This window comes from Sporosarcina sp. GTC18466, from assembly GCF_055389225.1.
In genome coordinates this window covers 1,729,237-1,744,502 of record NZ_AP044037.1, presented here as the reverse complement: position 1 = coordinate 1,744,502, position 15,266 = coordinate 1,729,237, and the positions used below count along the sequence as shown (strand labels likewise).

The window sequence follows — 15,266 nt, the reverse complement described above, 5'->3', positions numbered from 1 at the left end:
AGTCATGGAAACCCCTGTGAAACGGTTCAAATTCGACCTGCCGGCACTGCGGGTGCTGGAAAATGAACACCAGTACCTGTCCTATCTGATGGACGGCTGGCATGCGATCGTCCTCGGCTTCGAGCGGGATATCTATACAGAGGTCGAGGCGCGGGAAGCGCTCGGCACGCTCCGCAAGATGCTCATGGACTTCATCGAACCGCTGAAGAACCATACAGAGAAGGAAGAAGAGCATCTGTTTCCGCTGCTGGCAAAATACGTAGGCGACGAACAGGGCCCGGTCCTAGCAGTAGAAGAGGAACATGAAGAGATCGACGCCTACATCGGCCACTTCTTCCACCACACGATGGGCAATCTGGCAGATATGTCGCTTGCATATATGAAAGCAGTCGTCAAAGACGCCGGCGAAGCGTTTGAAGTGATCACCATCCACTTCGTCAAAGAGGAGTCAATCATCTTCCCGATGGTCCTGAACATCCTCCGCGCAGCGGAACAGGACCAGCTGTTCGAAGATCTGTATACGCCGATTGTGTAACAGTATTCTATTACTCTCAGAAACGGACTGATGACAATGATCAAAAAAGCGCAGTTACCACTGCAAACGGCTAACCTGGTCGTCGGATTCATGGTGTGGGTCCTGCTGTCCTCCCTGCTGCCGTTCATCCGCGAAGACATCAATATCCCGCCTGAGCGGCTCGCAATCGTAACCGCAGTGCCTGTCGTGCTCGGCTCGATTCTCCGGCTCCCGCTCGGCTACTATGCGAACATCTTCGGAGCCCGTATCATATTCATGATCAGCTTCATCCTGCTTCTCTTCCCGGTCTATTTCATCAGTGAGACGGCTTCTTTTACCGGTCTCATCATCGGGGGCACGTTCCTTGGAATCGGGGGAGCGGTATTCTCGGTCGGTGTTACGTCGCTGCCGAAATACTTCCCGAAAGAGAAGCATGGCCTTGTCAACGGGATCTATGGTATGGGGAACGTCGGAACCGCGGTCTCGACGTTTGCAGCGCCTGTCATTGCAACCCAGATCGGCTGGTCTTCGACAGTCAAGCTGTATCTGATCTTGCTCCTCGCGTTCGCCGCGCTGAACTTCTTCCTCGGCGACCGTAAAGAGGTCAAGGTGAAAACGCCGATGTTCGAGCAGATCAAAGGTGTATACAAAAATGAGAAGCTATGGTTCTTCTCCCTGTTCTACTTTATCACGTTCGGTTCGTTCGTCGCGTTTACGGTCTTTTTGCCGAACTTCCTAGTCACCTATTTCGAGCTTGAGAAGGTCGATGCAGGCATCCGGACGGCGGGCTTCATCGTTGTGGCAACAATTTTGCGTCCCGTCGGCGGATGGCTTGCGGATCGCTTCCAGCCGCTGTTCCTGCTGATCGGCTGCTTTGCAGGACTTACGGTCGCCGGAATCATACTCGCGTTTTCCCCGGACATTGCGCTATACACGGTCGGCAGCATGCTGATCGCATCAATGGCGGGAATCGGCAACGGGGTCATCTTCAAGCTCGTGCCGTTCTATTTCAATAAACAGGCGGGCATTGTGAACGGAATCGTTTCGATGATGGGCGGACTCGGCGGATTCTTCCCGCCCCTCCTCTTGTCGACAATCCATTCGATGACCGGCTCGTATTCGATCGGGTTCATGGCATTCTCGCAAGTGGCGCTCGTCAGCCTGGTCCTCGTTGTCTGGCTGTATTATATGGACCGCGTGGCACTCTCGAGGGAAGTGTTCGATTCGACAGGCCAGGGCATTCTCGTAACAGATCCAAAGGGGACCATCTTGTCGGTGAACCCTGCATTTACACGCCTGACCGGTTATACTGAAGAGGAGATCGTCGGAAGCAATCCGAACGTCCTCAGTTCTGGCCGCCAATCCAAAGACTTCTATACGACGATGTGGAATGTGATCGGCGAGAGGGGTTCGTGGCAAGGCGAAATGTGGAATAAAAAGAAGGACGGAGAAGAATATCTGGAAATGCTGACGATCAATGCGGTGCGCGATGAAACAGGCGAAGTCGTCCGCTACGTCGGCACATTTGTCGATATCACTTCTCCTGAGGGCGTCCGGTCTTGACCGGAAGCCCTCGCTTCATTACATAAAGAGGTGCAGGAATGGATAACCGGTATTCACGCCAGACGCTCTTTCAGCCGATCGGCGAAGAGGGGCAGCAGAAACTGAAGGAATCGCATGCGGTCATCATCGGCTGCGGGGCGCTTGGTTCACCGATTGCGGAAACGCTTGTACGTGCCGGGATTGGCAAGCTGACAATCGCGGACAGGGATTACGTGGAAGCATCGAATCTCCAGCGCCAGCAACTGTTCACCGAGCAGGATGCAGCAGACGCCATGCCGAAAGTGGCAGCGGCAGAGCGCAGGTTGAAGGAAATACGAAGCGATGTCGAGATCCGCACAGTGCTCGACCATGTCGACGGGCCTTTGCTGGAAGAGCTTGCAGAAGACGCAGATCTCATCATGGATGCGACGGATAATTTCGAGACGCGCCTGCTGATCAATGACGTAGCATATAAGCGCGGCATTCCCTGGATTCACGGTGCCTGCGTCGGCAGCTCAGGGACCGTCTTTCCGTTCATCCCGGGAAGAAGCGCTTGTTTCCGCTGTCTCTTGCCTGTCCTGCCTGCCGTGAATGAAACATGCGACACTGCGGGCATCATTGCGCCTGCAGTCCAAGTGACGGCGGCCCGGCAATCGGCCGAAGCGCTCAAATGGCTGACGGGCAACCGGGACGCCATGATGACAAAACTGCTGCACTTTGATATTTGGAATAATACGCAAGTGGAAGCCGGGATTTCCCGGATTAGGCGGGATACGTGCGAAACTTGCGGGCATGAGCCGACCTACCCGTCGCTCTTTCAAGCGGAAGGGACGAATTATGCGGTCCTGTGCGGCAGGGAAACGGTTCAAATCATCCCGGACGGCGGCCGCTCCCTGACGATTAAAGACGGCGAGCGCATCGCCCGGCGGCTTGGCAGCGAATGGCGTACGACGCCGTTCTTTGTCGAATTCCAGGCGGAGGGCTATCGCTGCGTTCTATTCCAGAACGGGCGCCTGCTGATTCATGGGCTTAAAGATATGAACAAAGGAAGGAAGCTGTACCATCAACTGTTTGGTTAAGGGGGAGCGGTATGTCTGAAGTAGTGAAACTTGCGAAGGGGAAACGGCTTGGGGTCAGCATTCTGACAGTAAGCGACACGAGAACTCTGGAGGATGATAAAAGCGGATCTGTCATTCAGGATCTCGCAGAATCGGCAGGGTTTACTGTTCACAAGCGGGATATCTGCAAGGATGACCATGAAGCGATCGAGGGTGTGCTGGAGAATTGGCTGCAGGAACCTGGAGCCGACGCGATTATCTTGACAGGCGGAACTGGGATTAGCACGCGGGATATCACCATTGAAACGGTCACGCCCTATTTCACGAAACCAATTGACGGATTCGGCGAGCTGTTCCGCTTTCTCAGTTATACAGAGGATGTCGGGTCGAAAGCCATGCTAAGCCGGGCCGCTGCAGGAGCGGCTGGAGAGAAAGCGATGTTCGCGCTGCCGGGTTCGTCGAAAGCGGTGAAGCTGGCAATGGAGAAGCTCATCATCCCGGAGCTTCCCCATATTGTCTTCGAGCTGACCAAGCATAGGGCGCAGCAGGATTAATCCTCGCTGCCCCGCTTGTAATCGCCGTTCTTGCCCCCTGTTTTTTCGAGAAGCATCGTCGGTCCGATGACCATGTCCTTGCCGGCCGCCTTGCACATGTCGTAAATGGTGAGGGCGGCTGCAGATGCGGCGGTGAGCGCCTCCATTTCGACACCCGTGACGCCTTTCGTCTTTACTTCTGCTTCGATTTGAACAACATAATGGTCCATTTCCTCATCGATGTCCCATTCGAAATGAACATTGACCCCGGTGAGCGCAATCGGATGGCACATCGGTATGATGGAGGATGTGTTTTTCGCGGCCATGATGGCGGCGACTTGTGCAACAGCGAACACATCGCCTTTCTTGTTCGTCCCTTCTGTGATCTGTGAATGGATGGTTTCATTTACCGTGATGGAAGAAGCGGCGACCGCTGTTCGGGTGGTCACGGATTTGTCGGATACGTCGACCATTTTGGCACGTCCCTGTTCGTTAAAATGGGTAAGTTCAGTCATGAGAATCAATCCTTCCTGGGTAGTCATGTTATGATGAATACAGTAAAAAAGAACGTTTCTGTCAGTATATCAAAGAGAGGGGCAGGTTCACATGGTGGAGATGAGAAAACCGATTCTTGTAGGAGAAGCGGTGCGGCAAGTCATGCAGCATGCAGAGCGCCTGGGTACAGAGAAAGTACGGCTGGAAGAAGCGTATGGCAGGGTGCTGGCTGAACCGATCATTGCAACAAATGATGTACCGCCTTTTGACCGATCGCCTTATGATGGGTTTGCCATCCGTGCGAGTGATTCCGCCGGCGCTTCTGGAGACATCCGCATTCCGTTTCGCGTTATTGGCGAAATCGGGGCAGGCCATGTCGCAGGCGAGCCGATCGGTGAAAAGGAAGCATATCGGATCATGACGGGAGCGCAGATTCCAAAAGGCGCTGATGCGGTCGTCATGCTTGAACAGACGGTGGAAGGGGATGAATCGTTCACACTGCGCAAACCGTTTGAACCGGGCGAAAATATCTCATTCCGAGGAGAAGACGCGAAAAAAGGCGAAGAGCTGATTGAAGCGGGCAGTCTGATTCACCCGGGGACGATTGCGCTGCTTGCGACATTCGGCTATGCGGACGTCTCCGTCGCGAAGCTGCCTAGAGCGGGTGTACTGTCTACGGGCACTGAATTACTTGATGTCAGCGAGGAGCTGGTGCCAGGCAAGATACGGAACTCGAACGGCCCGATGATCAAAGCGCAGCTAAAGCGGATGGGCATCCCCTATCATTCTTACGGACAGCTGGAAGACGATCTGGATAGTTGCACAGCCCTCGTTGAAAAAGCGATTGAGGAAAATGATGTCCTGCTGACGACGGGCGGCGTTTCTGTCGGAGATTATGATCATCTGCCCGCAATTTACGAACGCCTTGGCGCAAAGGTGTTATTCAATAAAGTGGCGATGCGCCCGGGAAGTGTGACGACAGTCGCCGTCCTCGGAGATAAACTATTGTTTGGACTTTCCGGCAATCCTTCCGCCTGCTTCACTGGTTTTGAGCTGTTCGCGCGTCCTGCACTGCTTACGATGATGGGCGGGAATAGGCCGTATATGCCGCGGATGCGCGCAACGCTAGGAGAGGATTTCACGAAGCCGAACCCGTTCACCCGATTTGTACGTGCCAGCTGGTCTTTAAGAGGAGACAGAGTAATTGCATCTCCGGCCGGATTCAATAAATCGAATGCCGTCTCTTCGATCGCACGCGGCAACTGCATCATTGTCCTGCCGAGCGGGACGCGCGGGTACACGGAAGGTGATGAAGTGGACATCTTGCTCCTTGGCAGTGAGCAGGGCGCAGCGGAATGGGAATTGTGAAGACGCTGCACGTAGTCGGCTATAAGAACAGCGGCAAGACAACGCTCATTGCGCGGTGGGTGCGGCTGCTGAAAGCCGCAGGAAAGACGGTTGCTGTCCTGAAGCACCATGGCCACGGCGGACAGCCCCAGCTGCCGGATGACGGTACGGACACAGGCAAGTTCATGGCGGGAGGGGCGGACGCCGCACTGGTCGCTGGAGGCGGCGCGCTGCAGTTCGTCTGGAAAGAGGAGCCGGGATTCCGGGAGTTAAAGGAAATGGCTTCACGCGGGAATCCGGATGTCTTACTCATTGAAGGGTATAAAAAGGAACAGGGAGATAAGGTGATCCTTTTGCGAAGCGCGGAAGACTGGTCTTCCCTGCGAAAACTAGAGGACCCGCGGCTGGTCATTGGCTGTAAGGAAATTAAGACAGAGTGCAGGCATATTGATTCCCGGGAAAAGGAAGCGGAACTGGACGAATGGTTCGTGAGTTGGCTGGAAGGGGAAGAGTCTGATGAAACAATATGAGATCGTGGAAGAACCGATTGATGTGAAAGCGTATATGGACTATGTGTTGCATCCTGCAGCGGGTGCGGTGACAGTTTTCACAGGGAATGTACGCGAGTGGACGCATGGGGTACGGACGCTCTATCTCGCATATGAGGCGTATATTCCGATGGCAGAGAAGAAGCTGGCGGAAATCGGGGCGGAGATGGAAGAGAAGTGGCCGGGCGTCCGCGTTGCGATGGCGCATCGGATCGGCGAGCTCCACATTTCTGACATTGCGGTCGTCATCGCCGTTTCCTCGCCTCACCGGAAAGCGGCATATGAAGCGAATGAATATGCGATCGACCGTATCAAGGAAGTCGTCCCGATCTGGAAGAAGGAGATCTGGGAAGACGGGGAAGAATGGATCGGTGCGCAGAAGAAATATCCATCAAAAGGGGTGAAGTGAATTGATTACACTGAAATACTTTGCAAGATTGCGTGATGTGACGGGGAAACAGGAAGAGACGATTCAGAGAGAGGGCATGACGGTCGCCGAACTGCTTGAATGGGCGGATAAGACATATGACGGTTTTGGCGCAGATACAGTGCAAGTCGCTGTAAATGAGGAATATGCGCTGAAAGACGATAGGATCCAATCTGGGGATGTCTGTGCTTTCATCCCCCCAGTGAGCGGCGGCTGATGAAAACGGCAGGCATTGTCCTTGCGGGAGGGCTTTCGAGCAGGTTTGGGTCCCCAAAGGCGTTTGCAGAATTTGGCGGCCGGCGGTTTTATGAGATTTCGCTGCATGCTCTGTCCGCTGTCTGTGATACATGTGTCATCGTGACGAGACCGGAGCTCGCCGCCCTGTTTCCGGAAGGCCAACACGTGATTACAGATATTGAAGCATTTCAAGGGCAGGGACCCGTTGCAGGCATCTTGTCCGCAATGGAAGCACTGGAAGCGGACCGGTACGCCGTGCTGCCGTGCGATATGCCGTTCATGGAGCCGGAAGTGATGGAACGGTTGGCGGCATTGCATGCGAAGGGCGTGACGGCAGCCGAGCTTGACGGGAAGCTGCATCCGCTCGTCTCTATCTGGGACGGCGGGGAATCTGTCCGAATCGAATTGCGGAAGTCGCTCGAAAACGGAAACAGACGGGTGATGGCTGTCCAGGAAAGAATCGGCGTCACTTGGATGGACGGCCGCAAGCTTGCGACGGATGCAAAACACATCTTAGAGAACGTCAATACACCGGATGTATTGGAAAGGAGAGGATCACATGGAACCGATCATCGATAAGCTGGGCAGGCCGATACGGGATTTGCGGATCTCTGTCACCGACCGTTGCAACTTCAGATGTTCATACTGCATGCCGAAAGAGATTTTCGGAGACGATTATGTATTCATGCCGAAGGATCAATTGCTGTCATTCGAGGAAATCGAACGGTTTGCGAAGATTTTCGCATCCCTTGGCGTGAAAAAGCTCCGTCTCACAGGAGGCGAGCCGCTCATGCGCCGCAACTTGCCGGAGCTGATCGACAGCCTGACAAACATCGAGGGCATCGAGGACATCGGTTTGACGACAAATGGCGTGCTGCTTGGGCAATATGCACAGCCGTTGTATGACGCGGGACTCCGCCGGCTGAACATGAGCCTCGATGCGCTCGACCCGGAGCTTTTCGGGGAAATGAACGGCCGCGGTATCAAGCCGGATCTCATCCTTTCCAATATTGACCGGGCGCAAAAGATCGGTTTTGAGATCAAGATGAATATGGTCGTCCAGAAAGGCGTCAACGAAGGGGAAATCCTCCCGATGGCCGCCTATTTCAAAGAGCGCGGCATCACGCTTCGTTTCATCGAATTCATGGACGTCGGCAATGATAACGGGTGGAGCTTCGAGAAGGTAGTGACGAAAAAGGAGATCTACGACATGCTGAGCGCTGAATATGATCTCGAACCGTCTGAAGAGGCATACTTCGGCGAAGTTGCAAAACGGTATCGCTACAAGGATACTGGAGCAGAAGTCGGCTTCATCACGTCCGTATCGGAATCGTTCTGTTCCTCATGCACGCGGGCCAGGCTTTCGTCGGAAGGAAAACTGTACACGTGCCTGTTCGCTTCCAGCGGGTATGACCTCCGGGAACTGATCCGCAGCGGATTGACGGATGAAGAACTGCGCGAGCGGATTGTTTCTGTCTGGGAACGCCGTGGGGACCGGTATTCGGACGAGCGGACCGAACAGACCGCGAAGAACCGGAAGAAGATCAATATGAGTTATATAGGCGGATAAAAGCATCCTATCGGGTGCTTTTTTTATTTGCTTATAAATGAGTCAATTTCATAATTGCTCTTTTTAAAAATGCAAAGACTTTCCCGATGAGAATTTTGCATTTCAAAAAACAGAAATCATGCGACTTTTTGTTGTTGTAACGATACGTTAATACGATCGGCTGCTAGCTTTGAGGCATTATAAATTAAGACAATGGCGTCAAAATGGACTTTCGCTCGTTTTCCAGTTCGATACCGTACATTGTTAAGTTGATAGAATTCTTTCAGATAGGCATTGACACGTTCAACCGCAGTTCGGCGGGCGAAGACTTTCTTCCAAGCTTTTGATCCGCGCGCTGGCACCGTGTACTTGCGAAGGTCTGTGGCACTTTTAACCTTATATACTTTCTGGCATTGGCCTTGGTTGGCGAGGGGACAATCTTTACACTCGAGTGGTTGCGTGTATTTCAGGGTTCCATATTTCGGGTCATAGCTGTCATAGCGATAGGAATGCTCCCTAAAACAGGTCGGTGCAAAGTGTTCATCATAGCCGATCATTTCACGTTCGTTTCGCTTATTATAAGCAATGTTTGACTGATGTCCCATCCGATGGATTTGCTCATAAATCGGTTCAAAGTCATAACCGGCATCCATGGAGTGATGTTGAATGGTAGACAGCTGGAACTGCGCCAACCCTTTCAACAGCGGAATGGCCGCTTTTCCATCATTCAAATTCCCAGAGGACAGAATGGACTGCAGGATGTATTGACTGGTCGCACCCACAGCTAAATGGCCTTTGTAGCCAAACCAAAAGACATTTTTCCCTTCGCTGTTCTTTTTAATGCCCCATTTAGGGGCTTGAGGTATTTCTGAGCGTAACTTATGAAGAGGCGCATCAAGCTGAGCTTCAATCTTCTTTTCATAAAGAGACAAATTCGCTTCCTCTTGGGCCTTGTCTGCCAACCATTGCTCGCGCTCTTCTTTCTTTTTTCGTCCCCGTTTTTTGGGCGTTTTCTTGGTATCTGCCTCCTTCGGAGGCGCCTGGTCCCGAGCTTCAAAGTGAGTGGCGTCAATTGCGATTGTTTCATCGGCAATAAACCCTTCGCAGATGGCTGTCTCGATGACTGTTTGTTGCACGCGCTCCAAGATATTTGATTCACTTAACTTTGTGAGAAGTCGGCTGTAGGATGCTTCGGAAGGAATCGAATCGGACACCTTGAAACCGCAGTCCAGTTTAAATGATAGATCCCGTTTCAGCCGTTTTACTAAGTCGGCAATCGTAGGAATTCGTTCAACGTACCGAATAAAAAAGCTGACAAGCATAGCTCCATAATTCAGCTCTACAGGCGCACCAAGACTGGATTTCTTATTGATCGCAAAGAAGATTGCATCCAGATCGAGCGCACTTATAATCTCTTGATATTGTTGGGTAGGTTCCATGTCGTATAATTCTTGGATGCCAAATAGGCTTTGTTGTCGTATAATGGTCAAAGGGAGTACCTCCAGTCTTTTGGGATGTTTTAGTCGACTACCATTATACAAGACTTGGGGAGGTACTTCTTTTTTGATGTCTTGAAACCCTTGATAGATAAGGGCTCGGAATTATGAAATTCACTCAAATGACTGAATTATGATACGATAGATACAAAGAATGGGGGACTGCTCAATGAAGCCAGGCGTATTCATTACGAGAAAATTGCCGGATGAGGCAGTGGAGCCGCTGCGGCATGACTATAACGTGAGGATGTGGGAGTCGGAAGATAAGCCGGTGCCGCATGAAACGCTGCTTACGGAAGTCCGGCAGGCGGCTGCTCTTTGGACAGTTGTCTCCGATCCGATAGGCGAGGACGTCATCGAAGCGGGTGAAAACCTGAAAGTGATTGCAAATCTTGGCGTCGGTTTTAATAATATCGCGATTGAAACAGCACGTAAGAAAGGGATTGTGGTGACGAATACGCCTGATATCCTGACAGCTGCGACTGCTGATTTGTCATTTGCCTTACTGCTGGCCACTGCCCGCAGGCTGAATCAGGCGGAGGGCGAGCTGCGCAGCGGGGGCTGGCAGTCCTGGTCGCCGCTCGGATTCACGGGAATGGACGTATCCGGTACGACGCTCGGCATCATCGGCATGGGCCGGATCGGCGAAGCGGTCATGCGGCGGGCAAAAGGGTTCGACATGAAGGTGCTGTATCATAATCGGAGCCGCAAGATGGCGACGGAAAAAACATATAGATGTGAATATGCGGATCTTGATTCATTGCTGGAGCGGTCGGACCACGTCCTGATGCTTGCGCCATTCACTGAAGAGACTGCGGGAATGATCGGAAAGAGGGAGCTCGGCCTCATGAAAAAGACGGCGACGCTCATCAGCATGTCAAGAGGGGGCATCATCGACGAAGCGGCGCTCTATGATGCATTGAAAGAGGGAACGATCTTCGGTGCGGGCCTTGACGTGTGGGAGAAGGAGCCGGTCGCTGCGGATCATCCGCTTTTGACACTGAAAAACGTGACGGCGCTGCCCCATATCGGCAGCGCCACGCTAGAGACGCGAAAAGCGATGATGCGGATGAATGCAGAAGCGATCATGGACGTGCTGGCGGGCAGAGACCCGAAGAACCGGGTAGTCTGAATGAAAAAGGGAGCTGCTTTCGCTCCCTTATCTGTTCATAAAACCCGCAATTGCTTCATTTACAAAGTACGCCCCAAGCTTCTGAGTACGTCCATTCTCGTCAAGCGGCGGGCTCACTTCGGAAATATCGAAGGAGCCGGTTCTCGGATGGGACACGACCTGGCGGATGATGGCGCGCACTGCCGAGGGATCGAGCCCGAAAGGCGATGGCGCGCTGACGCCTGGGGCAAATGCGGCGTTCAGGACATCTGCGCACAGGGTCAGCATGATTGTGTCGTGACGTTCCATGAATTGCTCAAGCGAACGGAGGGTATCTTCCAGATTGCCAAGTGGATGGATGTTTTCCTCCAGTTCATATCGGACGCCGAGCTGATCGGCTCGGTCGAATAATTCCTGCGTATTCCCGTAACGCTGGATGCCAAGCACATAGTAGCTGGCGTACGGATCACTTTCAAGGATCTGACGGAACATTGTGCCTGACGACGGCTGTTCATCATACGGACGGAGGTCGAAATGTGCGTCGATATTGACGATGGCGATTGACGCATCTGGCCCGTGCTGTTTGCGGATGCCGAGATAGTGGCCATATGCCGTTTCGTGCCCTCCTCCTAGGATGATCGGTGTGCTTCCGGCTGCCAGAATGCGCTGGACCGCGCCGCCCAGTTCTTGCTGGGCGGTTTCAAGGCGGTCGCCTTCACAAGCAACATTTCCTGCATCATATAAGCGACGATTTTCCGAAAAGCGCCAGGCGAGCTTCGCAAGTTCAGAACGAAGGGCATTCGGGGCCTCGGCAGCACCGAGTCTTCCCTTGTTCCGCCGCACGCCTTCTTCACATTCAAAACCGACGATGGTGCAGGAGTCAGGTGTAACCCCTTCAATATCGGCAATTTCAACGACTTGATGATAGCGGAACGCGGCCCGGTCTTCCGAGTGGTCGGTCCGGCCTGTCCAAATAGTGCGGTCGACTGCTTTCATAGGAATCATCCTTTCTGAAATGAAGGAGCTGTATTGTAATTAGTATAAAGGTTGTCGGGCAATTTCGCCAATTTGCAGGGTGGTTGCAAGCGAATGACGATGCGACAAGAATTATAGACAGGAGGCTCGCAATGAACATACATATGCTGATCCAAGACCAATTGGAAGGCCAGGGGATAAAATGGCTGCTGACCTCACAATGGAATGACGTCCAAGTAAAACTGATTGCCACGCCTGGGAGCTTGGATTTTGATCATGCTGATTTTTACATAATCGACATGAAATTCATTTCGGAAGGGAAGGTGGCGGTTCCGCGTCATGTAGAGTGGCTCGGCCTATCGTCGGAACGCACTTTCCGGACCATCTACCAGGCGCTGTCCATGAAAGCGGAAGACGTTTTGTTCAGGCCACTGCAGCCTGAACGGCTCATTGCACATGTTCAGCAGCTCCGCTTCCGCCTGCGCAATCGGGCAACACCGCTCAAGCAACGGGATGTGGGCGCATCCTCTCTTGCGTATGAGGATTTCTTGGTAGGCAATACCTATCCGGAAACAGCCATCTTCTATAGCCTGATCGTCCCTTCACAAGAAACGGGAATCAGCCGGCTCGTAGCCGAACTGGAAGCCTGTGATTTCCCGCCCCACATGGCCATCTTCCCCTTTTCCAACTTTGTGCTTGCGGTCCATCCTGCTGAGGACAAGGATAGCTTGTCTGAAGCGTACCGTGCCTTTTTCAATGAATGGAAACGGCAGTCTGATGTGCTGCTTGCGATTTATTTGTATAAGGGCAGTAAAGGGGACAGCTACCGGCAGCACTATAAGACGATGCGGCGCTTTTATGAGCGGGTGTTCTATGACGGGTACGATATTCTTTCCTGGGAAGAGGAGGACATCGGCTGGCAGGAAATCGATCCATTCCTGTCACCGCTGGAACAGCGGAAATGGATTGAAATGCTGGAGAAGCGGCAGGCGGCTGAAATCCGTGGATGGATGGAACAGGACTTCCTGACCCTTGCGGCTCCATATCCGAACCCGGAAATGGTGCGGGTGCGTTTGACGAGCATCTTGGCGCAAGTCCGGCGGTATATGTCCGCGAACTCACTTGCCTCAGGCGGGACAGAGGAGGCCTACCATGCGCTGTTTGAGACAATCGTCCGCGAGCCGGTCGTCTACCGGATTGTCGAGACATTCATATCATATATTACAGAGCTGTTTGGATCGGTGCGGGCAAGTTCTGATATGGCCGCTCGGTTTGGAGAGAAAGTACGAGAACGGATTGCCGCGAATTATTGGGATTCCACTTTCAGCCTCGCTGCTTGCGCGGAGGACATGAAGATCCATAAAAGCACGCTCAGCCGTAAATATACGCAAGAAACAGGAGAATCATTCACGGATTCGTTGCTTAAGAAACGGGTGGAAGAGGCGGCGCGGTTGTTAAAGGAGACGGACCTCTCGATCAGCGATGTGGCTGCGGCAGCAGGTTTTACGCATGCAACGTATTTCAGCAAGCGGTTTAAGAAAGTAGTGGGAGTGACGCCGTATGGGTATCGGCATCTGTAATCCTTAGAAATAGTACAGCCGAGAGATGCAATGAAAAAAGTCCGGCTCACGGCCGGACTTTCGGAGATGCATAGTGTTCTCATAACTTAAAAGTGGATACTTGTGTATTCAGTTCACCTGATAGCTGTGCCAGTTGCTCCGCACTGTTTGTAATCTCCATCATGGAACTGCTGGACTGCTGCGCAGAAGCGGCGACTTGCTCGATGCCGGCTGCAGATTCCTCAGCGACAGCGGAAATCTCTTCAACAGATTGATTCATGTCATCGCTGCTTTCAGCAAGCTGCTGCAAATGGGCAGATATATGTTGTACCTTCTCGACAACTGATGAGACTGATTGGTTGATGACAGCAAACGTCTGACCTGTAGAACGTACCTTCTCCGCACCTTCTTCGACTTCTGCATAGCTGGATTCCAGTGCGTTCACGGCTTGATCCGATCCGCTTAGAACGCGTTCCACAATGGTAGTGATCTCCCCTACAGATTCGGATACCTGTTCGGATAGTTTCCGCACTTCAGATGCCACGACCGCAAATCCTTTTCCGTGTTCGCCTGCCCGTGCCGCTTCAATCGCCGCATTCAAAGACAGTAGATTCGTCTGTTCGGCGATGCTTTGGATGACTTGGATCAATTGTGGAATATCGTTTGTCTCTTTGCTCAGTTCCTTGACACTTCCTACAGCCAAGCGGACTTTTTGATGGATGGCCTCCATTTGCGTGACCGAGTTATCCATCAGCGACTTTCCTTCTTCAGTCATGGTCAAGACCTCGATGGCCGCTTCGGAAATCTCCTCGCCATTCCGGTTGGCTTCCACGATTTTTGAGTTGAATTCACTCATCGCATCCTTCAGCTGCCCCGCGTTCAAGGCCTGTGTTTCTGATCCGGTCGCAAGTTCGCTCATCGTCAAGGCGATTTGTTCACCGCCTATATTGACCTCCGCTGCAGTCTTCGTAAAGCTGTCACTTTGGTCAGTTAAGATAGCCGACGCATGGGACACGTTTTCGATAATGGCCCTCAAGCTTTCTTTCATTTGGTCCATGGCTATAGAAAGCTGTCCTACTTCGTCTTTGGAACGGATCACAACTGATTCTTGTGATAAATCTCCTGCAGCCAGCTGATTCATCTGTCCTGTCACAAGCCGGATCGGTTTTGAAATATAGTTGGCGAAAAGCCAGATGATCGCAGTTCCGACCAACAATGAAATCCCTGTAACGATGGCGACGAGGCTTAGGATCTGCTTCGCTTGCTGGTTGAAATCCATCTTGTATGTGCCGGCTACGATATTCCATCCCCAATGTGGATCGCGGTTGGAATAAGCGACCTTTTCACCGATCCTGCTTTCATCGTTTGGCAATGTCCAATAAAAATAGGTGAGTCCACCACCGTCTTGTGCGGTTTTAATGATAGCCTGTGTCGATAGGAAGCCTTTCGGATCTTTGGATTCCCAGTTGTTCTTGCCTTCTGCGCTTGGGTGCAACAGCAATGTACCGGTATCGTCAAGAACAAAGATATAGCCGTTTTCCCCTAGATCAATTTGAGGGTTCAGCGCACGCTTTCCCGATTCATCTTTCTTATCAAGCAGAAGCTCTTTCACTTTTTCCTGAGCTTTCTCAAGTGTCAGATGGCCGTTTTCCACTTCATCATTCAGCACATCGATGAATTGAATGGTCATTTCAACACTGCTCTTTAAGTTGTTTTCTCCTAATTTATCAAGGCTGTCCGTACTCTTGTTATACGAAAGCGTCCCCAGAATAAGCAGTGGAATGGATAATAGCAAAAATGAGATCGTTATCAATTTTGTTTTGATGGACGATTTAAAGGTGAACATTGAACGGATGCGCGACAAGTTGATTCTCC

16 protein-coding genes are annotated in these 15,266 nt (G+C 52.2%); 12 read left to right on the top strand and 4 right to left on the bottom strand.

Annotation, left to right across the window (positions count from 1 at the left end; translation table 11 throughout):
• The first annotated feature begins 4 nt into the window (after positions 1-4).
• The 4 genes from ACZ5FK_RS08420 to ACZ5FK_RS08405 are packed head-to-tail and all read left to right on the top strand — an operon-like array spanning position 5 to position 3,668.
• The gene (locus ACZ5FK_RS08420; protein WP_464804487.1) at positions 5-535 is read left to right on the top strand and encodes a hemerythrin domain-containing protein; all 531 of its coding nucleotides are present in this window, start codon (positions 5-7) and stop codon (positions 533-535) included.
• Between the two features lie 36 nt (positions 536-571).
• Complete coding sequence (locus ACZ5FK_RS08415; protein WP_464807401.1) at positions 572-2,077, top strand: nitrate/nitrite transporter; 1,506 nt, start codon at positions 572-574, stop codon at positions 2,075-2,077.
• A gap of 38 nt (positions 2,078-2,115) precedes the next feature.
• Positions 2,116-3,135 (top strand): ThiF family adenylyltransferase, encoded by a 1,020-nt coding sequence (locus ACZ5FK_RS08410; protein ID WP_464804486.1) that lies wholly within the window; start codon positions 2,116-2,118, stop codon positions 3,133-3,135.
• 11 nt (positions 3,136-3,146) lie between these two features.
• Positions 3,147-3,668 (top strand): MogA/MoaB family molybdenum cofactor biosynthesis protein, encoded by a 522-nt coding sequence (locus ACZ5FK_RS08405; RefSeq protein ID WP_464804485.1) that lies wholly within the window; start codon positions 3,147-3,149, stop codon positions 3,666-3,668.
• On the opposite strand, the gene moaC is transcribed toward ACZ5FK_RS08405, so the two are convergent.
• Positions 3,665-4,162 (bottom strand): cyclic pyranopterin monophosphate synthase MoaC, encoded by a 498-nt coding sequence (moaC, locus tag ACZ5FK_RS08400; RefSeq protein ID WP_464804484.1) that lies wholly within the window; start codon positions 4,160-4,162, stop codon positions 3,665-3,667. The two genes, ACZ5FK_RS08405 and moaC, sit on opposite strands and share 4 nt — an antisense overlap.
• A gap of 91 nt (positions 4,163-4,253) precedes the next feature.
• Here moaC and ACZ5FK_RS08395 point away from each other — a divergent pair, with 91 nt between their 5' ends.
• The 6 genes from ACZ5FK_RS08395 to moaA are packed head-to-tail and all read left to right on the top strand — an operon-like array spanning position 4,254 to position 8,271.
• The gene (locus ACZ5FK_RS08395; protein WP_464804483.1) at positions 4,254-5,510 is read left to right on the top strand and encodes a molybdopterin molybdotransferase MoeA; all 1,257 of its coding nucleotides are present in this window, start codon (positions 4,254-4,256) and stop codon (positions 5,508-5,510) included.
• Positions 5,498-6,019 carry a molybdopterin-guanine dinucleotide biosynthesis protein B gene (gene mobB, locus ACZ5FK_RS08390; RefSeq protein WP_464804482.1) on the top strand — a complete coding sequence of 174 codons (522 nt, stop codon included), beginning with the start codon at positions 5,498-5,500 and terminating at the stop codon, positions 6,017-6,019. The genes ACZ5FK_RS08395 and mobB overlap by 13 nt, the downstream gene beginning before the upstream one ends.
• Positions 6,006-6,446 carry a molybdenum cofactor biosynthesis protein MoaE gene (locus tag ACZ5FK_RS08385; protein ID WP_464804481.1) on the top strand — a complete coding sequence of 147 codons (441 nt, stop codon included), beginning with the start codon at positions 6,006-6,008 and terminating at the stop codon, positions 6,444-6,446. The genes mobB and ACZ5FK_RS08385 overlap by 14 nt, the downstream gene beginning before the upstream one ends.
• A gap of 1 nt (position 6,447) precedes the next feature.
• Complete coding sequence (moaD, locus tag ACZ5FK_RS08380; protein ID WP_464804480.1) at positions 6,448-6,681, top strand: molybdopterin converting factor subunit 1; 234 nt, start codon at positions 6,448-6,450, stop codon at positions 6,679-6,681.
• Positions 6,681-7,280, top strand: coding sequence for a molybdenum cofactor guanylyltransferase (mobA, locus tag ACZ5FK_RS08375; protein WP_464804479.1), 600 nt, complete (start codon positions 6,681-6,683; stop codon positions 7,278-7,280). The genes moaD and mobA overlap by 1 nt, the downstream gene beginning before the upstream one ends.
• Positions 7,261-8,271 carry a GTP 3',8-cyclase MoaA gene (moaA, locus tag ACZ5FK_RS08370; protein WP_464804478.1) on the top strand — a complete coding sequence of 337 codons (1,011 nt, stop codon included), beginning with the start codon at positions 7,261-7,263 and terminating at the stop codon, positions 8,269-8,271. The genes mobA and moaA overlap by 20 nt, the downstream gene beginning before the upstream one ends.
• Before the next feature lie 116 nt (positions 8,272-8,387).
• On the opposite strand, the gene ACZ5FK_RS08365 is transcribed toward moaA, so the two are convergent.
• Positions 8,388-9,740, bottom strand: a complete 1,353-nt coding sequence (locus ACZ5FK_RS08365) for a transposase (RefSeq protein WP_464804444.1) — start codon at positions 9,738-9,740, stop codon at positions 8,388-8,390.
• Between the two features lie 175 nt (positions 9,741-9,915).
• Between ACZ5FK_RS08365 and ACZ5FK_RS08360 the strand changes: the two genes are divergently transcribed.
• Positions 9,916-10,878, top strand: coding sequence for a 2-hydroxyacid dehydrogenase (locus tag ACZ5FK_RS08360; protein WP_464804477.1), 963 nt, complete (start codon positions 9,916-9,918; stop codon positions 10,876-10,878).
• A gap of 27 nt (positions 10,879-10,905) precedes the next feature.
• On the opposite strand, the gene hutG is transcribed toward ACZ5FK_RS08360, so the two are convergent.
• The gene (gene hutG / locus ACZ5FK_RS08355) at positions 10,906-11,853 is read right to left on the bottom strand and encodes a formimidoylglutamase (RefSeq protein ID WP_464804476.1); all 948 of its coding nucleotides are present in this window, start codon (positions 11,851-11,853) and stop codon (positions 10,906-10,908) included.
• 131 nt (positions 11,854-11,984) lie between these two features.
• Here hutG and ACZ5FK_RS08350 point away from each other — a divergent pair, with 131 nt between their 5' ends.
• A complete protein-coding gene (locus tag ACZ5FK_RS08350; RefSeq protein WP_464804475.1) occupies positions 11,985-13,412 on the top strand; it encodes a helix-turn-helix domain-containing protein in 1,428 nt (475 codons plus the stop codon).
• 79 nt (positions 13,413-13,491) lie between these two features.
• On the opposite strand, the gene ACZ5FK_RS08345 is transcribed toward ACZ5FK_RS08350, so the two are convergent.
• On the bottom strand, positions 13,492-15,081 hold the full coding sequence (locus ACZ5FK_RS08345; protein ID WP_464804474.1) for a methyl-accepting chemotaxis protein: 1,590 nt from the start codon (positions 15,079-15,081) through the stop codon (positions 13,492-13,494).
• Positions 15,082-15,266: the final 185 nt, after the last annotated feature.